The sequence below is a fragment of the Chloroflexota bacterium genome (assembly GCA_038040195.1).
Lineage (GTDB): Bacteria > Chloroflexota > Limnocylindria > QHBO01 > QHBO01 > DASTEQ01.
The window spans coordinates 208,150-230,278 of the sequence record JBBPIR010000001.1 but is presented as its reverse complement, the minus strand read 5'-3'; the positions used below and the strand labels follow the sequence as shown (position 1 = coordinate 230,278).

Genomic DNA, 22,129 nt, shown 5'->3' with positions numbered 1-22,129 from the left:
CTGCCCCTCGTGCGGAGCGCGGAACGTGGCAAGCGCGAAATTCTGCGTCGAATGCGGTACCAACCTCACGGCGACGGGCCCTGTACCCGCGGCCCCGAAACAGCCGGTTCCCGCGACCGGTTCAGCCGAGCGCCGTCTCGTGTCGATCCTGTTCGCGGACCTCGTCGGGTCGACGACCCTGGCCGAGGATCGTGACCCGGAGGAGACGCGCGAGCTCCTGACGCGTTACTTCGACACGTGCAACGAAATCATCGCCCGCTACGGCGGGTCGGTCGAGAAGTTCATCGGCGACGCCGTGATGGCCGTCTGGGGCGTCCCCGTTGCCCACGAGGACGACGCCGAGCGCGCCGTTCGCGCCGCCCTCGATCTCGTCGCCGCGGTTGGGAACATGACCGATGCCGGCGCAGCCCTCGCCCTCCGGGCGGCAGTCCTGACCGGGGAGGCCGCGGCCACCATCGGCGCGTCCGGTCAGTCCATGGTTGCCGGCGATCTGGTGAACACCGCGTCACGCCTCCAGGGTGCCGCGCCGGCTGGATCGGTCCTGGTCGGCGAGGCCACCTGGCGAGCGACGAACGAGGCCATCGCCTACGAGAAGGCCGGCGAGCAGCTGCTGAAGGGCAAAGCGGCACCAATCCAGGCATGGCACGCCCTCCACGTCCAGGCCTTGCGGGGCGGAGCCGGCCGGACAGGCACGCTCGAGCCGCCATTCGTGGGCCGCGACGAGGAGCTGCGCCTGGTCAAGGACCTGTTCCACGCCACCGGACGCGAGCGCAAGCCGCGGCTGGTCTCGATCATCGGTCAGGCGGGTATCGGGAAACATCGGTTGGCCTGGGAGTTCGAGAAGTACCTCGACGGGATCAGCGAGACCGGGTACTGGCACTCGGGCCGCTCGCCGGCCTACGGGGAGGGGATCAGCTTCTGGGCCCTGGCCGAGATGGTCCGTGAGCGGGCGCGGATCGCCGAGGGCGTCGACCCCGACGAAGCCCGTCGCCTGCTGGCGGCCAGCGTGAATGAGTTCGTTACCGATGCCGAGGAGCGGCGCTGGATCGAGCCCCGGCTGGCGGGCCTGCTGGGCCTGGAGCCCATGCCCTCGGGCGAGAAAGACGAGCTGTTCGCGGCATGGCGGACATTCTTCGAGCGGATCGCCGATCGCGACCCGGTGATCATGGTTTTCGGCGACCTGCACTGGGCCGACCAGGGCCTCATGGACTTCATCGAACACCTCCTGACCTGGTCTCGCGCCCACCCCATCCTCGTCATCGCCCTGGCCCGGCCCGAGCTGCTGGAGCGCCGCCCGGGATGGGGCACGACCGTCCGCAACGGGGTCACCATCACCCTCGAGCCCCTGCCCGCCGAGGCGGTGGTCGAGCTGCTGCGCGGGCTGGTGCCGGGCCTGCCGGAAGACGCGGTGGCCGGCATCGTGGCGCGTTCGGAGGGCATCCCGCTGTATGCGGTCGAGACGGTCCGGATGCTGCTCGACACGGGGCGGCTCCGCCCGGAGGGCGACGGCTTCGCCATGGCCGGGCCACTGACCGATCTCCAGGTGCCCGAGACGCTGCGCGCGTTGGTGGCTGCGCGGCTGGATGCGAATGACCCCGCCGATCGCGCCCTCCTGACCGATGCCGCCGTGCTGGGCCTGAGCTTCACCATGGCCGGGCTGTCGGGCATGACCGGCCGGGAGAAGAGCGACCTGGAGCAGGGCCTCGATCGCCTCGTCCGTCGCGAGCTGCTGCTGCGCGACGACGACCCCCGCTCCCCGGAGCGCGGCCAATATCGGTTCCTCCAGGCCGTCGTCCGCGAAGTCGCGTACGAATCACTGGCCAAGAAGGACCGCCGCACGAAACACCTGGCTGCCGCCCGGCACCTGGAGTCTCTCGGGGACGACGAGTTGGCCGGGGTCCTCGCCAGCCACTACGTCGAAGCCTACCGGGCAACCTCTGCCGGCCCCGAGGCCGATGCACTGGGAGCCCAGGCGCGGATCGCTTTGCGCGGAGCCGCGGAGCGGGCCGCTGCGCTCCACTCCCACGCCAGCGCGGTCCACTACCTGGAAGATGCGCTGACCGTTACGGATGATGCCGGTGAGCAGGCTGCGCTCCACGAGCGCGCCGCACACTCGGCTTACCTCTTCAATGTGCACGAGGCCATTGGTCATGCCGAGCAGGCGATCGCGCTGTACGGGCAAGCCGCCGACGCTGACGGCGCGCTCAGATCGACCGTGGTCGCTGCTCATGCACACCTCTCGCTCGGCCACGGCTCGGATGCGGTCAACGCCCTGGAAGGCGTTTTGGCTGCTACCCCGGAGAACGCGACCGATTGGGCCGAGGCGATGGGCGAACTAGCCCGCGCCTATATGCTCACGGCACGCGACGAGGATGCGGTAGCCACGGCGGACCGGGCCCTGGCGGCCATCGGTCCCCGGCGGCTGCCACGGATTACCGCGGACATCCTTGTCACCAGGGGGACCGCCCTCCAGGAGCGGCCCGACGAAGCGGAGGCCATCCTTCGCGGCGCCGTAGCCCTGGCGGAACGCGCGGGCCACATCCCGACCCTAATGCGAGCCCGGAATAACCTGATGTCCATTCAGGCGGGTGAGCTCCCCCTGGACGAGCAGAGGCGTTACCTCGCCGAGTCAGCCGAAGTTGCCCGTCGGGGCGGCGACTCCCACATGCTCGGACAGATGCTCTTGTCGCTGGTCGACACGGCCACGGAGGCCGGAACCTGGTCCGACGCAGATGCCGCCCAGGCAGAACTCGCGAGCATGGATCTCGACTCGTTCCGCATGACCTGGTACCTCATAGACTTTGGCACCTTCCAGGCGTTCCGGGGTGAGCGATCCGAGGCGGAGGGGAACTTCGCGAAGGCGGAGGAGCTGGTCCGAGGCGTTGACACCTTCCACGCCTCCAGCAAGGCGGCGTGGCATGCGCTGTCCCTGGTCGGGATGGGCGAGATGGCGCGAGCGGCCGAGATGGCGATGCCGGCGGCCCTGGCAGACAGTCCGGATTACGCACCTCCCATCATCGCCGTCACCGCCATCGGTGCCCTTGAGCCCGATCGGGCCGATGAGCTGACGGCGGCCCTGCACGCCCGTCCGCAGACCAGGGTCATCGCGGCGGCACAGGATCAGATCGCGGCGTTGGTCGGAGTCTCGGCGGGTCGGTGGGAAGAGGCGCGTGCGGCATATGGCAACGCGCTGGGAGGTTATGACGCCCTGGGCATGGGATTCTGGAAGGCATTGGCCGGGCTCCAGTTCGACGCCTACCTCGGGCAACGCTTCGAGGACGCACGCCAGGCTGGGATGGATGCCGAGGCGCTATTTGCATCCAACGGCGCCGCTGGCTTCGTGGACCGCTACCGGGCGGCCTTCAAGGGCACGCCCGCCCCGCCCCTGCCTGCGGCCGGATCCGCGCCACGGCAGGCGGCGGTCCCGGTCGACGCGGAGCAGCCCGCCTGACGCTCCCCGGGGACGCATTGCGGGACGCGGCGGCCCGCTGGGGCACGCCGCTGTACGTCACCGATCTTGACGCCGCGGCGGCCCATCTCGCCGAATACCAGGCCGCATTTCCCGGCGCCCTGATCGCGTATGCCTTGAAGGCCAACCCCGACCCGCGGCTGCTTGCGCGTTTCGTGGCCGCGGGTGCCGGGTGCGAGGTCGTGACGGCTATAGAGCTCGCGCTGGCCCAGCGGGCGGGCTGCTCACCGGAGCGCATCGTCATGAACGGAGTCGGCAAGACCGATACCGATCACGCCGCGGCCCGCGACGCCGGCGCGCTCCTGAACGCGGAGTCGCTCGAGGAGCTGGACGCTCTGCTGGCGCTCGACGCCCCGCGGATCGGCCTGCGCCTCAATCCGGGCCTCGCGCCGGACACGCACGCTCTTCTGGCCACCGGCGCGGCGGACAGCAAGTTCGGCATCGCCTGGTCCGATCTTGATGACGCCCTGGACCGATGCCGCTCGGCCGGCCGCAAGCTCGAAAGCGTGGGCGCGCACGTCGGGTCGGCGATCGATGACGTCGGCACCTACTCCTCCCTCGCGGAGCGCCTGGCCCAGGCGGCCGGCCGCGCGGGCGCGGAACGCGTCAACCTGGGTGGGGGAGCGGGAATCGCGTTGTCCGTACCCGCCCTGGCCGAGGCGGTGCGCCCCCATCTGCCCGACCCCACGCGCCTCATCCTGGAGCCGGGACGTAGCCTGGTGGCGGACGCGGGGTGGCTCGTGACCCGGGTGGTCCGCGTCCAGCCCCGGCCCGAGGCTGGGCTCACCTACCTGGTAGCCGATGCCGGCATGGCCGAGCTGATCCGCCCGGTCCTGTACGGCGCGGACCACCCGGTGAGTCTCCTCGAGCCGGGGAAGCCGCTACCTGCCATCGAGACGGGGCCGGCAACCGTGCACCTGGCCGGGCCGGTGTGCGAGGCCGGGGACACCCTTGCCCGTGACATCGGCCGCTGGTTATCCCCGGGGGATCTGCGGCACGCCGGAACGGGTGCGCTCATCGGCATCGGTCAGGTCGGCGCCTACGGCGCCGCCATGGCATCGGTCTACAACGGGCGACCGCGTCCCGCGGAGGCGGTGCTCGACCACGGGGAGCTGTCGCTCAGCCGCCGGCGGGAGACCCTCGACGACATGCTCGCCCGCGACCTCTAGAAGGCCGCGGGCAAGCCGTCAGCGAGCGGCGAGGAGCGGCGAGTCAGGCGGTGGCGGGTCGCCGGCGCCCCATCAGGGCCGTCCCGACGACCACCGCCAGCAGCGTGGCCGCCAGGGCCGCCCAACCCCAGGTCGGGATCGGGTATGGACCGGCCGGGGTCGGCGAGCTGTCGTCAGCCGGCGCGGTCGGCAAGTCGGTCACCCGAATCGTCTCCAGCGGCAAGCTGAACGTGTAGCCCTCCAGGGCGCGGCCCTCGAGCGCCATCGTCCACCCGCCCCCGGCGGGGAGCTCGACCTGGGCAGCGTATCGGCCATCCGGTCCGCTCGGTAGGGCCTCGAAGCGGAGGACCGTCCCATCGGCGACACGAGCAAAGATGATGTTCACGCTGGTGACCCGAACGGGCTCCCCACCCTCGTGGATCCAGAAGCCGACCTCGGTGGAGGTGCCGGCCTGCAGAGGTCCGGACATGTCGATATTGGCGATCACGCCCTGGCATTGCTCCTCGGTCGACCCGGGAGGGCATTTGGCGAGCGCGGCGCCCGCGGTGGCAAGCACCAGCAGGACGGCGGCGATGAACGACAGCGTCAGTCGAGACACGGGGACAGCCTCAGATACAGGTTCCGTCGTCTTCCCTACACCGCTGCCTCGGCCCCGGTTCCTATCGGAGCTGTAATCCCGCGCCCATTTCTGCGTTTTGTGGATGTTCATTCGGGCGGCTGCGGTCGTTGCAGGACCCGGCCGTAGCCGCCCAGTCACCTCGCCGGCGAGCTGCTGGAAGCGTTCCGCGGCGCATATATTGACAATGATCTATATACTGCGGCTGTGAAAGCCACCGATCCCGACGTCGAGCTCCTCCAGGCAATCGCCGACCCTGTGCGGCTGTCGATCCTCCGCCAACTCGCCTCCTCGCCCGGTTCGGTGTGCGCGTGCGACTTCACCGACTGCTGCCCCGTCAGCCAGCCGACCGTGAGTCACCACCTGAAGGTGCTCCGCGAGGCGGGCGTCGTCACGACCGAACGGCGCGGCACCTACATCTACTACGAGCTCGCGCCCGATTTCGCCCACCGCTGGGCGGGGATCGGCACCTCCCTAGCAGGCCTCGTCCCGCTCGCGTAGCCAGTGACCCCGAAGGAGAACCGATGACCAACCAGATCCACGAGATCGTGCGCGACCATTACGCCAAGGCCGCCCTCGAGGTCCTCGACGACGATGCCCAGGCGGCCTGTTGCGGCGCCGAATGCTGCGGCGGCGTGACCGCCGGGGTCGCCTTCTACTCGACCCTCGAGCGTGACGAGCTGCCGGAAGCGGCCGTGCTCGCATCCCTCGGCTGCGGAAACCCCATCGCAGTCGCCGACCTCAACCCCGGGGAGCGGGTCCTGGACCTGGGCTCGGGCGGCGGGATCGACGTCCTGCTGTCGGCCAAGCGGGTCGGCCCCACCGGTCGGGCGTTCGGCCTGGACATGACCGATGAGATGCTGGCCCTCGCCCAGCGCAACTCGGCCGAGGCGGGCGCCACCAACGTCGAGTTCCTGAAGGGCCACATCGAGGCCATCCCGCTGCCGGCGGCCTCGATCGACGTCGTGATCAGCAACTGCGTCGTCAACCTGGCGGCCGACAAGCCCGCCGTCTTCCGGGAAGTCGCCCGCGTCCTGCGCCCCGGCGGCCGGATCGGCATCACCGACATCGTGGCCGATGACTCCCTCACGCCCGACGAGCGCGCGGAACGCGGCTCCTACGCCGGCTGCATCGCGGGCGCGCTATCGGTCTCGGAGTTCGCGGATGGGCTCCGCGAGGTCGGCCTTACCGATGTCTCGGTCACCCCCACCCACGACGCGGCGCCTGGCATGTACTCGGCCATCATCCGCGCGGTCAAGCCGGCCACCCAAGCGCCGGCGTAGCGACACGCCTGGGGGGTAGCCCCCGGCGTGGGCATATCGGCCCACCCCCTCGGGGGACGCGGTCCCGGCCGCGGCCAGGGTGGCCATTTCGGTTGGCGACTGGGACCATCGAGCGACTGGCGACGCCTCGGGCCGTGCGTAGCATGGATCGCCAAATGAGCGTCGATCTGGCGGACACGGGCGAGCGGCACCAACGCACCATCCGGGTGGCCGCCTGGAAGGCGTGGTTGGCACTTGGCCTGGCCATGGTCGTCGCCTATTTCGCGCTTCCCACACAGGACCTCCAGGACCTCCTCTACCAGGTGCCCGGGATGCTCGCCGCATTCGCCGTCCTGGCCGGCGCCGCGATCCATCGGCCGCCGGATCGTCGACCGTGGCTCATCTTGGCGGTTGGCCTCGCACTCTCCTCGGCGGGTGACTGGACCTGGGTGATCCTGGAGCGGGTCTACGGGCTCGACCCGTTCCCGTCGGTCGCCGACGCCTTCTATCTCGCGGGCATGGGCCTGGTCGTCATGGCCCTGCTGTGGCTGGTCCGTGGCCGCGTCCCGGGCGGAGATCGTGCCGGCGTGATCGACGCGCTCATCGTGGCCGTCGGCTTCGGCATGGCGAGCTGGGTCTTCCTGATGGCTCCGATCGTGGCCGACACGTCCCAGTCATTCGGCGAGATTGCGGTGGCCCTCGCCTATCCGGTGCTCGACATCCTCCTGCTCTGCGTCATGGCCCGACTCTTCCTCGCCCCGGGCCGGCGTGTCACCTCGTTGCAGTTCCTCATCGCGGCCGTTGTCGCCTTCCTGCTAGCTGACTACCCGTATGCGTTCCTCGCGCTCCAGGGCACCTATGAGACCGGCCAGCTGGTGGATGCGGGTCGGCTCCTGGGCGCGGCGTTCTGGGGCGCCGCCGCACTCCATCCTTCCATGCGCCACGTGGCCGACCCGGTCGAGCCGGGCGACGTGCCCTTCTCCGCCGGGCGCCTGGTCCTGTTGGCCGGCGCATCGCTGATGGCGCCGGCCGTACTGGTGATCGAAGGGGTGACCGGTGTGCCTATCAACATCCCGGTGATCGCAGTGGGCTGCGTCGTCCTCTTCCTCCTGGTGGTCGCCCGCCTGAGCGGCGTCGTCAGCGACCTGCGGACGACCCTGCACCAACGCAAGATCCTCGAAGCGGAGCTGGAACGGCGGGCCTTGCACGACCCCCTCACCGGGCTCGCCAACCGGGTCTTGTTCCGTGACCGCCTGCAGCATGCCCTGGCCCGCCGGAACCACTCGGTCGCCGTGCTCTTCCTGGACCTCGACGACTTCAAGACCGTGAACGACACCTCGGGCCATGAAGCCGGTGACGCGGTTCTCACGGCGGTTGCCGACTCCCTGCGTCGCACCGTCCGACCGGCAGACACGGTCGCCCGACTTGGCGGCGACGAATTCGCCGTGCTGCTGGACGACAACCCCGACGTGTACGCAGCCGGCCTGGTCGCCGGCCGCCTCATCTCCGCGTTGGAGAAACCGATATCGATCGCCGGCCATCAACACTCGATCGGCGCCAGCATCGGCATCAGCCTGGGCACCAGCGCGCTTTCGACGGCCGAGGACCTGATGCGCGATGCGGATATCGCCATGTACGTTGCCAAGGGCCAGGGCAAGGGCCGCTTCACCGTCTTCGAGGACGCCGCCCACGAGGCCGTGGTCCGTGGCATGGAGTTGCGAGGCGACCTGGAACGCGCCATCCGCGACCAGCAGTTCGAGCTGCATTACCAACCGGTCCTGAACCTTGCCACCGGTGCCGTCGTCGGCGTCGAGGCCCTGGTCCGCTGGCGCCACCCGACGCGTGGGCTCCTGGCGCCGGCCGAGTTCATCCCGCTGGCCGAGATCACCGGAGCGATCGTGCCGCTGGGCCGATGGATCCTGGGGGAGGCCTGCCGCGAGGCCGCTCGGTGGACCGCGAAGGGGCAGGGAGCGGCCGATCTCTTCATGAGCGTCAACCTGTCCGCCCTCCAGCTGGTGCAATCTGGGTTCGCCGACCAGGTCGCCAAGATGCTGGCCTCCTCCGGCCTTGCCCCGCGTCAGCTCCTGCTGGAGCTGACTGAGTCCGTTCGGCTGGACCACGCGGCGGCTGCGGCCAACCTGCTGCAGCTTCGGGGGCTCGGCACGCGCTTGGCGATCGATGACTTCGGGACTGGCTACGCCTCGCTCAGCCAGCTCAGCCGAATCCCGTTCGACATCGTGAAGATCGAGCGTTCCTTCGTCGCGAGGCTGTCCCCCGGCTCACGCGCCGAGTCGCTCATCTCCGGGGTCGTGGACCTGGCCCGCAACCTGGGGATCTCGGTGGTGGCCGAGGGGATCGAGAACGGGGAGCAGGTTGCCCGTCTGCGGGAGATCGGCTGCGAATACGGACAGGGATTCCATTTCGCGCGCCCCATGCCCGCCGCCGAACTGCGCCGATACCTCCGTCCGGCGCCTGCCGCCGCACCACCGCGCCGCGCTTCGCGGACGCCGGCGACTACGCCAGCCCGCTCTGCTCCCCGACTGGCCCGCCCCGCCGCGCAGACCTAGTCGCGCCGGCCTAGGCTTTGCGCTGATACGTCCCGGTCAGCTTCGCCTCGGCGAGGACCTTCCCGTACATGTCGGCCCGGATCTGGGTCGCGGCGAGCTCCGGCCCAAGCACCAATGGCTCGGCCAGCGCATACACGGTGAAGACATACCGATGCTCCCCGGACGGCGGGCACGGACCGCCCCATGTGGCCGGACCGAAGTCGGTGCCGCCCTCCACGGCTCCCTGAGGCATGTTGCGGGAGGCGCCTTCCGGCAGCGAGATCACGCCGGCGGGAAGGTTGACGACAAGCCAGTGGACCCACAGACGCGCATCGATGTCCTCGGCGATGAGGACCCATGCCGCGGTGCCCTCTGGCGCCGGCCCCCAGGTCAGCGGGGGCGAGATGTTGTCGCCATCGCAGGTGTATTGACGGGGGATTGCCTCGCCGTCGGCGAATGCGGAACTGGTCAGTCTGACCTGAGTGATGACGCTGCTCATGTGGCTCGATGCCTCCGTGCTCTGCCCGGGCGCGGGCCTACAGGCGGCGACGCCGACGAGCGCCGCGACCGCGGACCACTGAAATATGTGGCGCCCGGTCACCTCGCCCACCCTACCCCCCGGCCCGACTCGCGTCCAATCCGGGGCCCCGCCCCGCGTCCAACGCGGCTGCCCCTGCCCCCGAGGGCCGTGTCATACATCGGTCAGCCCAATCTCGGACGCCGAGGCAGCGCAGACGGCTGTCCACAGACCGATAACAGACGGTCCACAGGCCGTCCACATCGGTTTGGCCGATTACGCAGGATGTAGGGGCAGATTCGAGGGCCCACCACTACATGTTGTGATTTTGCCTTGACCCGGCCCTATGCGAGGAGTAGACTTCAAGGCCACTGAGACGAAGCGGCCGGACCGGTTCGCGGCGCCTCCCGAATCGAGCGGGGCGGACCTCTCCCAACTCCTCCGAGAGGTCCGCCCGTCCTACAACCGACACCTATCCGACCACAGGAGGCACCGGACCCATGGCACGCAGCGCAGCCCCCGTCCCGTCCAAGACCAACGGAAATGGCAACGGGCACAAGGGGGCAGCCAAGGCCACAGGACCGGGCCAGGCCAGGGCGACCGGACCGGGCAAAGCCGAAAAGGGCAAGGCCGCCGGCTACCACCAGCTCCAGTCGGGCGAGCAACCCACCTGGAAGGGGATCAGCGTCGAGCGGCGCTTCACGCGCCCCGGTGTGGACCCGTACGACACGGTCGAGTGGGACGCGCGCGAGGCGACCATCACCAACGAGCACGGCGAGGTCGTGTTCGAGCAGAAGGGCCTCGAGTTCCCCAAGAGCTGGTCCGCGCTGGCCACCAACGTGGTCGCCTCCAAGTACTTCCGCGGCACGCTGGACACGCCGGAGCGCGAGACAAGCGTCAAGCAGATGATCGGCCGGGTGGCCGACACCATCACCGGATGGGGCCGCACGGACGCCTACTTCGCCACCCCCGAAGATGCCGACACCTTCCACGCCGAGCTGACCGACATCCTGCTCAAGCAGCGCGCGGCCTTCAACTCGCCGGTCTGGTTCAACGTGGGCATCGACGCCCATCCGCAGTGCAGCGCCTGCTTCATCAACAGCGTCGACGACACCATGGACTCCATCCTGACCCTGGCCCACACCGAGGGCATGCTCTTCAAGTTCGGCAGCGGCACGGGAAGCAACCTGTCAACCCTGCGCAGCAGGCGCGAAGGGCTCCGGGGTGGAGGATCGGCCTCCGGCCCGGTGAGCTTCATGAAGGGCTTCGACGCGTTCGCGGGCGTCATCAAGTCCGGTGGCAAGACCCGGCGCGCGGCCAAGATGGTGATCCTCAACGTCGACCACCCCGACGTGGAGGAGTTCATCGACTGCAAGATGAAGGAAGAGAAGAAGGCCTGGGCCCTCATCGACGCCGGCTATGACGGCAACTTCAACGGGGGCGAGGCGTACGACTCGGTCTTCTTCCAGAACTCGAACAACTCCGTCCGCGTGACCGATGCCTTCATGGAGGCGGTCGAGCAGGACGCCGACTGGACCACCAAAGCGGTGACCGATGGGCGGGCGATGGACACGGTCAAGGCCCGATACCTGCTGAACAAGATGGCCCAGGCGGCCTGGATCTGCGGCGACCCGGGGATCCAGTACCACGACACGGTGAACCGCTGGCACACCAGCGCCAACACGGCCCCCATCAACGCCAGTAACCCATGCAGCGAGTACATGTACCTCGACGACTCGGCCTGCAATCTGGCCAGCCTGAACCTCATGAAGTTCGTGGCCGATGGCGGCGAATTCGCGGTCGAGGACTTCAAGCACGCGGTTCGCGTGGTCCTCACCGCGCAGGAGATCATCGTCGACAACGCGAGCTACCCCACCCAGCGGATCGGGGACAACAGCCACGCCTATCGGCCGCTGGGGCTGGGCTACGCCAACCTGGGCGCCCTGCTCATGAACCGCGGACTGGCCTACGACTCCGACGAGGGGCGGTCGTACAGCGCCGGCATCACGGCCCTCATGCAGGCCGAGGCGGAGCTGCAGTCAGCGCGGATCAGCCGCGACCAGGGCGGCCCGTTCGCGGGCTACGCCCGCAACGCCAAGCCGTACCTCAAGGTCATGGGCATGCACCGCGATGCGGCCTATCGGCTGGATCGGCGGCTCATCCCCGCCGACCTGCTGGACGCCACCCTCAACACCTGGGACGAGGTGGTCGCGGCGGGCAAGGAGCACGGCTTCCGCAACGGGCAGGTATCGGTCCTGGCGCCCACCGGCACCATCGCGTTCCTGATGGACTGCGACACGACCGGGGTGGAGCCCGACATCGCGCTCATCAAGTACAAGCGCCTGGTGGGTGGCGGCTATCTGAAGATCGTCAACAACACCGTCCCCCACGCTCTCAAACGCCTCGGCTACAGCGCCGCGCAGGCGGAGGAAATCGTCGCCTACATCGACGAGCAGGAGACGATCGAGGGGGCGCCGCACCTGCGCGAGGAGCACCTGGCGGTGTTCGACTGCGCCTTCAAGCCTGCCAACGGGCATCGGTCCATTCACTACAACGGCCATCTCAAGATGATGGCCGCGGTTCAGCCGTTCATCAGCGGGGCCATCTCCAAGACGGTGAACATGCCGGAGGCCAGTACCCCGGAGGAGATTGCCCAGGTGTACATCGATGGCTGGAAGCTGGGCCTGAAGGCCATCGCCATCTACCGCGACAACTCGAAGCGTTCGCAGCCGCTGAACGTGAAGAAAGAAGGCTCCCAGGGAGCGGCGGGCACCACGGCCGTTGCGGGCACAACGGCCGCCGCCGCTCCCCCCAAACCCTACCGACGCCGCCTGCCCGATGAGCGGGCCAGCATCACCCACAAGTTCAACGTGGCCGGCCACGAGGGGTATCTCACGGTGGGCCTCTATGAGGACGGGCAGCCGGGCGAGATCTTCCTGCGCATGGCCAAGGAGGGGTCGACCATCAGCGGGCTGATGGACGCGTTCGCGACCGCGGTCAGCATCGCGCTCCAGTACGGGGTCCCGCTGCGGGACCTGGTGAACAAGTTCAGCCACCTGCGCTTCGAGCCGGCGGGATTCACGACCAACCCGGACGTGCCCATGGCCAAGTCGCTGATCGACTACATCTTCCGGTACTTGGCCACCAAGTTCCTGAGCCGGGACGAGCAGGACCAGGTGGGGGTGATCAACCGGCAGATGACCCTCGCAGAAGCGGATGCAGTGAGTGGGGAGCACGCCGCCATGGGCACCCCCTCGGCAAGCGAGGGGGCAGCCCCGGCGGCGGCAGAACCACAGTCCGCCTCGGCTCCGGCACGGGGCGTTGGTGGTTCCGACCGGGTCAGCGAGTCACAGACCGATACCGATGTTCAGGACGAGGCAGTACCTGAGCCGTTGCCGGGGTTGATGGATGGGTTGAAGATCGTGGCCCAGAACGGGTCCCGTGCCCGGGAGGAGCGTTTGTCAGCCGGTCAGCCAACCGTGATCTTTGATACAGCCGATTCGCCGGCCTGCTTCGAATGCGGCTCGATCATGGTCCGCAACGGAAGCTGCTACAAGTGCCTCAACTGCGGCTCAACGAGCGGGTGTAGTTAGATGATGGCGGGGCGGCGACCAGTTCGGGCGCTGGAATGATCCGAGGCGCCACCTAGGGGCCACTAGGCAGCGTACAATTCCTCGGATGCACCATGGCGACCTAGCCCCCACCATGGCGCGATCTGGCCGAGCCAACGGACCTGAAAATGCCGCGTTCAACCGGTGGTTTCGCTATCCGGCGGGATTCAGCCCCGAAGCTCTCTCGGCGACGCTCCAAGCTATTGGGAACACGGCCGGCCTTGCCGTAGATCCATTCGCAGGTGTGGCGACCTCTGCAATTCCCCTGGCGCGCGCAGGATGGCGGTTTCGCGGTATCGAAGTTCACCCTGCGATTGCCGAAATTGCGTCGTTGAAACTCAGCCGACCTGGCGACCCTAACGAGCTCGCCGACGTGGCGCGAGCGATCGCGCAGGATGCTCCAGATGGCGAATGGTCCGCGGAGCATGCCATGATCCAAAAGTCCTTCGCCCCGGAGGTCCTTGCATCACTGGTCGGGTTGCGCAGCTCGATCGAGAAGGGCTCTAGGAAATGGCAATTACATCTGAAGTGGGCACTGCTTGCCACCCTCAGGGATGTAGCGGCAGTGAAGGTCGGCTGGCCCTACCAACGCCCGGATGTCGAACGCCAAGCCCCTCACAAGAGCCCACGATCTAGGTTCGTTGAACGGGCCGAGCAGATGGCCCACGACCTCGCTCTGAGCCCAGAACCACCGGACGCCCTCGTAAGCTGCGGCGATTCACGAGACGAAGCGGTTTGGCAAAGACTGCTGGGATCGACTCTGGCGCAGGCTTGCGTTTCCTCCCCGCCGTACCTCAACAACTATGACTACGCTGATGCGACCCGCCTTGAATTGTATTTCTGGAAGACGGTCGGGTCCTGGGCCGAGCTGACGACAGTCGTACGCGCAAACATGGTGACTGCCTCCACGCAACAGACATCGATCGCGAAAGCACGGGATGCAGGAAACGCCGTTGCTGGGTGGGGCAACCTTGGACGAGAGATCCTGCTCGTGCGGGATCGCGTGTCCCGGGAGAGAAGACGGCGAGCGCGGGGCAAGGAATACGACAGTCTCATCCCGATGTACTTCCTAGACCTCATGAACGTATTGAAGAATGTCCGCGCCCACCTGGAAAAGGACGGCGTTCTCGCCTGGGTCGTCGGCGACAGCGCACCATACGGCGTGTTAGTGGACACCCCAGCCTTCGTCTCGCGAATGGCGGAGATGGTCGGACTCCACGCAGTCCAGGATCGAAGACTCCGGAGCCGGGGTGAGCGGTGGGTTAGCAACGGCAGTCGGCACCATCGAGCCTTGTCGGAACGCCTCATTGTCCTTCGTGGCTGAGTTCTGACAGGCGGGTGAAGAAGGCGTCGGCGCTCAAAGCAATAGTCCGCTCGCTGAAGTTCGCGCGCTGATTCCGCATCCAAATGTCAGAGCGATAAACCTCGGCAAAACGGCGGGCATTCTCGTCTGGGAACGGGCTTACCCACCTCTCTTCGACGGTTTCAGCGAATCCCAACTCACGCAGAACGGGGACGATATCGAGGTCCCGCATGCTGTAGCCAACGTAGGTCCAGGGGGAAAGATCATCGGCGGGTTCCGCGAGCCTTCGTAGTGACGACTGGCGAGACGCTGTGAGCCCTAGCACCGTTTCATCCACATTTGCAACGACCGAAGGGGGATCAGTTATCGTCCCATGCAGCTTCAGCAACGGAATGGGCCCGCCGTTTGCTCGGTATTCGGTTAGATAGTCTCCACAAGTGGCAAACCTGGCCTCGGTCGCAAATACTTCGACCATGTCTCCGGCCTCGGCCTCAATTAGCGTGTCGAAGTTGACCGTTACAAGCACCAACCTAGGCGGCGTGCGGTCTGATCGGAGCCATTCCCCTAGCATACGGACAGCTTCACCGCGGTCTGCGACCGCCGTATCGTTGCGATCCCGAAAATATATGAGTGTCGGCATAGCAGCCGGCTGGTGCCACCGGCGCTCCTCACGCAGGACCCGCTCTGCCGTTAGCTGGTCGACGAACTGCCGGCGGGGCATCGCTCGCTCCTCGACGAGCAGACGATCGTTCTCAACGAGTTGGGTGTGGAACCTCTCGGCAAGGCCTACTGCGGTTGCCGAACCATCGTCACCAAGCAGATCGGCCAGTGCATGGTCGCGCAACTCATCGCCGAGAGGGAGCTCAGACGAAGCGGCAAATCCGGCGCCGAGGAAGAAAACGTTCCAAGGGGCTTGATTGTTCGTTGTGTGGACGACAGCGTTGACACTCACCGCCCGGGAGTTGCGCCTAGACCAGCCAGCGCTATTTAGCCGGTAGCGTGCGGCAACGTCACCACCAAGATGTCGCCGATACTCTACTTGGCCCACCCCCAAGAAGATCACGAGCGTGCGAAGGCTGCCCAATGGCTGCCGCGGGAGCTGCTCAGTCAACAGGCTCCAGGCCGCGATCTGACCAGCTGGCTCCAGATCCGCTTCCCCATATGCGATGGCCCCGATCGTCGCTGATTGAAGGCGCCTATCGAGAACTGCGGTCGCAACGCCACGGAGAGTGGCTAAGCCTGGCGGGAGCACTTCGTCTGTAGCGCCCTGCACTTCGACAGCGATCCGCCCGGTGTCGTCCGTCCCGACTCGGACGGTTAGCTCACCTCCTTCTGGACGTGGCATCCGGATGGCAGCCTCGACAATGGCGGCGATTCTCGCGTCGATTGGGCCGTCGGCGCCCTCTTCCGCGGCTTCCTCGGCGTTGAGAAATACGCCTCCAGCGTGATGGATGATGGCCCGGAGCGTGGCTAGATGGAACGGAAGGTCCGAAACCAGCACTGGGACCACCCGCACCTCTCCCGCCTCGTTTTCAGCCTCCGACAAGAGGTTGTCAAGCAATTGGAGGAGCGAGCGTGTTAACACGCTGGACACGCCTCGCGGTACTCGTTCAGTAGTTGGGCGCGAAGGGCATTGCTATCGGCTGGGCGTTCGAATGAAATTCGTAGCGCGGTCAATATGGGAATCTGGGCTCGATAAGTTGCCAGCAGTGCGTCGTAGGCTTGTGCTATCTGTTCGGGCGGAAGTCTGCGTCGGGCCAGATCTGACGCAACGAACCGCAGCACTGCGTCTTGTTGCCCTGGGCGGACAAAGAGGTCACCTGGATCCTCCGAGAGCTGGGCACCCAATCGGCGGCGTGCCTCGGTCAGCGGGTAACCACCGTACAGGGACATGTGATCGGCACTCCGCCCTCTATGTCGCCGAGATGTTGACTCGTCTATTACCTCGGCGAAAGCGGCGACGATCTTGCCGACGGCCTGGTCAAGTTCCTGCCGCTGATCCGCCTGCGTAGGCCGGCGTAGCGACCTTTCCGGGCTGGTGGACCGATTGACCAGCAGCAATAGCGGTATTGCTGCTGCCGCAGGCAGCATTGGGTTGCCCGTGCCCTTCCCAAGGCGGACTACCTGTTCAAGGCGAGCGCGTCCATAACCACGGTATCGGTCAAGGAGGAAGCTTTCCGCAGCCAGAATGGTGTCGTCTCGCAGGACGACAGTGCTTCCTGTCGGTCTGATGCTCTCTTGCAGCGCCCACATTGCGACTCGCCCTTCCGGAGTGATGAGGCCTCGACCGTTGCCAAGGTCCATTACGAGCTGTTCAGTAAGGAAGGGCGCATCTCGTCTTTGCGCCTGGATCGATTCCAGAGCCTTGCGTAGCCTCGCTCCACGCGCAAGCGGGTCAAAATACTGCTTGAAGAGCCAATCTACGGCCTCGTCGACCTGTCTCGGCACGGCTGCTCCCAAACCCATCCAGGCGTCGGTAAGCGCAACCAGCAGCCGTTCAGCCGCTTCGCGTTCGAGGCCGGTTGGAATACCGAAAAGATCGCTCGGTCGACGGGGCAAGCTCATCCGGCACTCACTGGCTCGGCGAAGTAACCTCGCTCGCGTATCGCAATCGCGCGACCCGTGTCCGAGGGGCTCGGATCTGGTACCGATTCGTAGTCGACTCTAAGCGGCAGGATGACTGCCACCTGGTCGGCTATCTGCCCAAGCACCCTTCGGTGCAGGTACCGCTCAAGACGAGAGAATCGGTCACCTGCTACAAAGGCGCCGAATTCGTCGAGAACGATAAGGGTATTCGCCGCTCGGGGACGCGCGAACGACACTAGTCGCGCCAACGTGTATGCAAAGACACGCTCGCCACTCGAAAAAGCCTCCAGCGGCCTGGACTGCTCCTGGCCGTCCTCTGTTCTCCAAGTCACGCTGGGGTAACCGAGGTCAAGTCTGACGAATTCGCCACTCTCGAAGAGCGCCGCTTGAATTGCCGGCTCTCGGAAGTGGTCGCCGAAACTCAGCTCATACCATGGGCGTAGTGCCTGAATACGGTCGTCAATCTCAGCAACGCGGGCACTTGGTCGTTGGCCGCTTAAGACCGCTGTCGCCATGATCTCCAATGGGGGGCCCAGCGACTGAACGGCCGCTGCCGCACCGCTGACCGCGTTTCTCGCGCGTTCGATCGCGTCGGCGAGGCGATCGACGCTCGTAGCCGCGGTGAGTAAGTCGTCTTCTGCAAGTTTCGTGGTCGACCAGCGGGCGCGCAGCCATCCGTATTCGTCACCCACGGTAAGGCGGCGTAATAGGGTGCGCATCTCTTCCTCTACGGTGGATCGCTCTTCCGACAGCGAATCCATCGCGGCCAACCGCACATCCAGTTCGGTTCGGTGGGTCTCCCATTCGCTCGATGCCACTAGAAACGCTCGATTCAGTTGATCCTGCCGGGGCATCTTTGGCCGTTCGAGCAGTTTCCTCAGTTCTCGGCGCAAGTCAGTCCTAGAGCGACCTCCAGCAAGCATCGCTCGCCGCCGAATAAGGTCGGCCCGGCCAATTTCGGCCTCGATCTGTTCGGAGCGCGCCTTCTCCAGTTCTCTCGTGAGGACGATCAGGCGCTCGGCGTCCCGGGCGTCGAGTTCACCTTGCAATTCCGCCAGTCTCTTCTCGTGCTTCTCAAGGGCCTTCTCCGCACGTCCCGATGCCAAGATCTTGCCCCGTAGATCGTCCAATGCATCGCGGCGCTTGCGCAGCGCGATGATCGTCTCATCCAGGCGCTTCGCTTCCTCTGGTGGCGGCTGTCCGATGAGCTTTCGGCGAACGAGTGTCACTCCGTCACGAAGCTCAGCGGCGGACACGGTCCTCGCGTCGGAGAGCTCAGCGACCTCGCGGTCCCCAATCCCTCTGTCCAGCGCCGATTTCAGCTCGATTCCCAGGGCTCTTACCACGTGCAGCACTTTGGGTGTTGCGTCGATCTCACCCCGCTCCCGAACCGCTTCTATCAAGTCACTGCGCGCCGCTGCGGAGTGCTCCAGAACAGCGACGGCATCGGATGGCACCGCAAGCTCGGCACACATCTGCTGGACCGTCACTCGGAGGTTGCGGAGTCGGGTAGCAGCAGCCTTGGCGGAGGTGGCTGCTTTCTTCGCCTGGGTCTGGAGTTCCTCTACGTGATAGAGGGATGCCTGGAATCTGCTTCTCTTTGTGTCCAGATCTTCAACACGCTTCCGCAACTCCGCGATCCGTCGGTCGTGTACCTCAATCGCCGCGTCAAGCTCTGGGCCTTCAGCCTCGGTGGCCTCCAAGTCAGCCAATAACTGTCGCGCACGGGCGAGTTGGTCGTGTTGTGCTTTAGCTCGCTCGACTTTTCCGCGCAGCGCGCTCAGTTCCCGATCCTCGGTTGCCAGCAGTCGTACTAGCTCGAGGTAGTGGCGTGGATTTGCACGTTCGATCTCGAAGGCCGCACCGCCAAGCAACACATCCACCGCGTCTGCCCGTGATCGAATCAACCCGCCAACCCGGCTCGTAAGTGCTGCGTCTTCCGTTATGCGAGCCGAAATGGTCTCTAGCAGCGATTCGTCGCCGGCAATTCGGTAGACAGTCAGAAGGGCTCGGACATCGTTCAGCGTGGCCGCGCGCCCGTCGATGAGGTAATCCGCGACCCAATCACCGACTGCCTCCACATTCTCTGGCCATCGCCCGGGATCGACGCGACAGCGAATTTCTGAAGCGCCACGAAGGCTGGTCACCACCAACTCGAAAGGCGCCAGTCCATGTTTGAGCGAGTTCCATGCAGCAGGCATGGTCAAATAGGGTTGATCTCCCGTCACCAACTGGAGGAGCCTGATTGCCAGGCTCTTTCCTATGCCGTTTCGGCCCTCGATCCGACTGACTGGAAAGTCAGGTAACTCCGGTATCGGTCGGATGCGCGCGTTCGGGTCAGTCGCGAATTGGAAGCGCACGCTCTAAGGCCTCACCCGCGACGTCCGTATCCTTTAGATCTAGGAGGAACTGAATGAGCGCCCGGCTGTCCTTCTCAATCTCGTTGTCACCCAAGAACTTGAGAAGCTCGTCCAATCGCTCCCGCTCGCTGGCTGTCATATCCATAGAACTAGGGTTCCTTTCCTGGACCGCGAGTTGTCCTCGCTGAGCGGATCGGACCACCGCCAGCCGATCATGATTGCTGCTTCTTAGCCCACAGCCGACGCCGTAATTGGTCGAGCTCCTCCCACCTGCCGTTGTAGTCGAGGAAATGCCAGAAGGTCCACCCATTGGTCTGCGGATAGACGCGACCCTGCGGACTCCCGATGACTGTCCGCCTAGCCTGACCTGCCGCGACAGATAGCGATTGATATCGTTTGCCGCCGAAAGACACTTGGCCGTCCAGCTCAATGCGTCCCGTCAGGAGCTTCCCTTTGTAGTGCTTTTTAAGTTCCACAGGTGGCTTTAGGAGCCCTTCCGCGAACAGGTCGGTCATAGTCATGTCTCGCCACGGTGTGCCAACCTTCAAGGGAGCTTTCTTGTTTGGGAACTTGGCGGGAGCGCCCGACGACGGAGGTGCGACAGGCGCACTGGGTGGTGATGGGAAGTCGAATCGGACTTGCATGCGTGCCAATCCGTCCCGAATCTCGGCGGGTCCAAGGTTTGGCGCCTTCGTCCGGACTAGCCGGATAAGGCCAGGAGTTGGCTCGGGCTTCAAAAGGCGGTTCATTCCGGACTGCACCTGTTCGTCAACGAAGTGCGCATGCCACAACGCTCCGATTAGCCCCTGCTGCATCCGGTCCTTCGACAGCAGCTGCAGCGTCTCGGCCACGTCGTCATCTGACAACTGGACCTTCTTGAACAGCTTTTCCTCAACTGGGACCGGCGCGTGCGAGTTGTAGATGCGGTACTCATTCCCGTCCGTGAGAGCAACCCACTGAACCCCAGCGACAGTGGCGTAGGCCATGATTTGGCCAACCCACTTCGGATCGTTCAGGTTGCCGTCGAGGGGTTTAGCCTCGATAAACATCCGAGGAGTCCTCTGCAGCATGAGGGCGTAGTCCACCGGGTTGTCCATGGCTTTACGCTTGTACTCCAGGACTACCTCCTCAAGATCCTCCAGGTCCCATCCCAAAGCTCGAAGGATGGGATTGATGAGGACAGCTTTGGTGTTCTGCTCGCCGATCCCCTTGCCCGAGTGCTGCTCGACCCGCGATCGAACTACCTCAAGAGTCATCCGCAGATCCGCCATTGGTCCTCCGTTCGACTACGCGCTTCCGATTGTGATTGCCAAGGAAGCGCCAATAGGGGCCCAATTCACCAGGTGCGGGATGTTCGATCTCGTCGACATGGGCTCCACGCTAGTGCCACGTGTCATCGACGATGAGGAGCTGGGCATCGGTCGGGTTGCCGGGCTCGTCCTTGAAGATGACGTTGGAGTGGCGGTTCGAGTTGAACGGGGGGTCGAGGTAGATCAGGTCGACGCTGGCGTCGGGCAGGTAGCGGCGCAGGATGTCCAGGTTGTCGGCCGTAGTAGAGGACGTTGGTGGCGAGCTCGGTCATCGGTTCCCCCGCGTGGGCCTGCGGGTGTTTGGGCAGAGCCTAGCAGCGGCGGCAAGGACCCACCGGGGATCGGCGGGTCTCACGTTTCACCATCACCAGCAAGTATGGCCGCAAGCAGCACGAGAAGCGGACGGCACGACCCGAGATCCTCACCGCGCCTTCCTAGGTTCGCGCCCAGTCGCTGGGCGTCAGCCGAGCCCCAGCGGCCGCACGCGAGTATTTCGTGTGCCTGGCGACGCAGGCACGTCCTTGCATTCACGACGAGCTATCCGGTCAGCGGTTTCTTCCTCTTCTTTTGCGACCTTTCGCTGTCCAATCACGTACCCGGCTCCGAGTCCGCTCACTGCACTGCCTGCAACGCTGATGGCTCCGGAGGCCAGGTCCTGACGGAAGAAGAGGACAAGTGCCACGATCAGGAGCAGCACGACTGCCGCGCCCAACACGAACAACAAGATCGTCCAGAGATTCAGCCACATTAGCTTGTTGGCATGGCGGTCACGAGCAAACGAACAGTTGTCGCCTGGTTGCACCTCTTCGGGGGAGATTGATTCGGTAGCCATCTGACTCGTCCCTCCGATTCCTTCGAATGAGGCATCGACATCGCTCTGGCGCCACTGCGACCAGCCTTCCCGGCCTTTGAGGAGGGTCAACGCTGCTGGCGGTGCCCGACTGGTCCATAGTCTGGGCGCACCTTGGCCGATCCCGCGTGTCAATATTGATGATACTGTACCTCGACGAACTCCAGGGAACTCCGGGGGCTCTGGATGGATGCGGGGGTAGCTGATGCCTGTCGTGACGCGGGTCAGGATGGTCCAGGCGCCCGAGGGGAAGCACGAGCACATTGCGGGCGTGTGCACGGCCGAGGGCACGTACTTCTCGCGTCAGGACGTGGCGAGCGCGATCGACGCTGGAGAAGAGTGGTGGTCAGAAGCCGAAGGCACACACGCGCGGATCCACAAGGCTCCCTACTGCCCGGTCCAGGGCTGTCTCACGTTCCCGTACCTCACGACCGCGCCGGACCACACCCCCACGAATAACCTCGAGAACCTCCCAACATGCTGAAGGAGGGGCCGGGCCGCGCGCCGCTGCTATTGGGCGGGGATCAACT

Annotated in this window: 15 protein-coding genes; 8 read left to right on the top strand and 7 right to left on the bottom strand. The window is 65.7% G+C overall.

Annotated elements, in window-relative coordinates:
• The first annotated feature begins 139 nt into the window (after positions 1-139).
• Entirely contained in the window at positions 140-3,451 is a 3,312-nt protein-coding gene (locus tag AABM41_01200; protein ID MEK6190923.1) for an adenylate/guanylate cyclase domain-containing protein, read from the top strand.
• Positions 3,452-3,468: 17 nt separating this feature from the next.
• Positions 3,469-4,638 carry a diaminopimelate decarboxylase gene (locus tag AABM41_01195; protein ID MEK6190922.1) on the top strand — a complete coding sequence of 390 codons (1,170 nt, stop codon included), beginning with the start codon at positions 3,469-3,471 and terminating at the stop codon, positions 4,636-4,638.
• Positions 4,639-4,681: 43 nt separating this feature from the next.
• On the opposite strand, the gene AABM41_01190 is transcribed toward AABM41_01195, so the two are convergent.
• Positions 4,682-5,236, bottom strand: a complete 555-nt coding sequence (locus AABM41_01190) for a hypothetical protein (protein MEK6190921.1) — start codon at positions 5,234-5,236, stop codon at positions 4,682-4,684.
• A gap of 225 nt (positions 5,237-5,461) precedes the next feature.
• On the opposite strand from AABM41_01190, the gene AABM41_01185 reads away from it, so the two are divergent.
• The 3 genes from AABM41_01185 (at position 5,462) to AABM41_01175 (ending at position 9,083) form a co-directional block, all read left to right on the top strand.
• Positions 5,462-5,755: a metalloregulator ArsR/SmtB family transcription factor gene (locus tag AABM41_01185; protein ID MEK6190920.1), complete on the top strand. Its 294-nt coding sequence runs from the start codon at positions 5,462-5,464 to the stop codon at positions 5,753-5,755.
• Between the two features lie 23 nt (positions 5,756-5,778).
• On the top strand, positions 5,779-6,537 hold the full coding sequence (arsM, locus tag AABM41_01180) for an arsenite methyltransferase (protein MEK6190919.1): 759 nt from the start codon (positions 5,779-5,781) through the stop codon (positions 6,535-6,537).
• A 155-nt stretch (positions 6,538-6,692) separates the two neighbouring features.
• The gene (locus AABM41_01175; GenBank protein MEK6190918.1) at positions 6,693-9,083 is read left to right on the top strand and encodes an EAL domain-containing protein; all 2,391 of its coding nucleotides are present in this window, start codon (positions 6,693-6,695) and stop codon (positions 9,081-9,083) included.
• A gap of 10 nt (positions 9,084-9,093) precedes the next feature.
• Here AABM41_01175 and AABM41_01170 read toward each other — a convergent pair whose 3' ends face one another.
• Positions 9,094-9,561 (bottom strand): YbhB/YbcL family Raf kinase inhibitor-like protein, encoded by a 468-nt coding sequence (locus tag AABM41_01170; protein MEK6190917.1) that lies wholly within the window; start codon positions 9,559-9,561, stop codon positions 9,094-9,096.
• 518 nt (positions 9,562-10,079) lie between these two features.
• On the opposite strand from AABM41_01170, the gene AABM41_01165 reads away from it, so the two are divergent.
• Complete coding sequence (locus tag AABM41_01165) at positions 10,080-13,172, top strand: vitamin B12-dependent ribonucleotide reductase (GenBank protein ID MEK6190916.1); 3,093 nt, start codon at positions 10,080-10,082, stop codon at positions 13,170-13,172.
• Between the two features lie 85 nt (positions 13,173-13,257).
• Complete coding sequence (locus AABM41_01160) at positions 13,258-14,514, top strand: hypothetical protein (GenBank protein ID MEK6190915.1); 1,257 nt, start codon at positions 13,258-13,260, stop codon at positions 14,512-14,514.
• Here AABM41_01160 and AABM41_01155 read toward each other — a convergent pair.
• From AABM41_01155 to AABM41_01135, 5 genes are all read right to left on the bottom strand, one after another.
• Positions 14,495-16,054 (bottom strand): SIR2 family protein, encoded by a 1,560-nt coding sequence (locus tag AABM41_01155; GenBank protein ID MEK6190914.1) that lies wholly within the window; start codon positions 16,052-16,054, stop codon positions 14,495-14,497. The two genes, AABM41_01160 and AABM41_01155, sit on opposite strands and share 20 nt — an antisense overlap.
• Before the next feature lie 17 nt (positions 16,055-16,071).
• Complete coding sequence (locus tag AABM41_01150; protein MEK6190913.1) at positions 16,072-17,058, bottom strand: hypothetical protein; 987 nt, start codon at positions 17,056-17,058, stop codon at positions 16,072-16,074.
• Complete coding sequence (locus AABM41_01145) at positions 17,055-19,439, bottom strand: hypothetical protein (protein ID MEK6190912.1); 2,385 nt, start codon at positions 19,437-19,439, stop codon at positions 17,055-17,057. Before AABM41_01145 ends, AABM41_01150 begins: the two co-directional genes overlap by 4 nt.
• A 212-nt stretch (positions 19,440-19,651) precedes the next feature.
• Positions 19,652-20,710 (bottom strand): restriction endonuclease, encoded by a 1,059-nt coding sequence (locus AABM41_01140; GenBank protein ID MEK6190911.1) that lies wholly within the window; start codon positions 20,708-20,710, stop codon positions 19,652-19,654.
• A gap of 499 nt (positions 20,711-21,209) precedes the next feature.
• Entirely contained in the window at positions 21,210-21,671 is a 462-nt protein-coding gene (locus AABM41_01135) for a hypothetical protein (protein ID MEK6190910.1), read from the bottom strand.
• 133 nt (positions 21,672-21,804) lie between these two features.
• Here AABM41_01135 and AABM41_01130 point away from each other — a divergent pair, with 133 nt between their 5' ends.
• Complete coding sequence (locus AABM41_01130) at positions 21,805-22,083, top strand: DUF3892 domain-containing protein (protein MEK6190909.1); 279 nt, start codon at positions 21,805-21,807, stop codon at positions 22,081-22,083.
• Positions 22,084-22,129 lie beyond the last annotated feature (46 nt).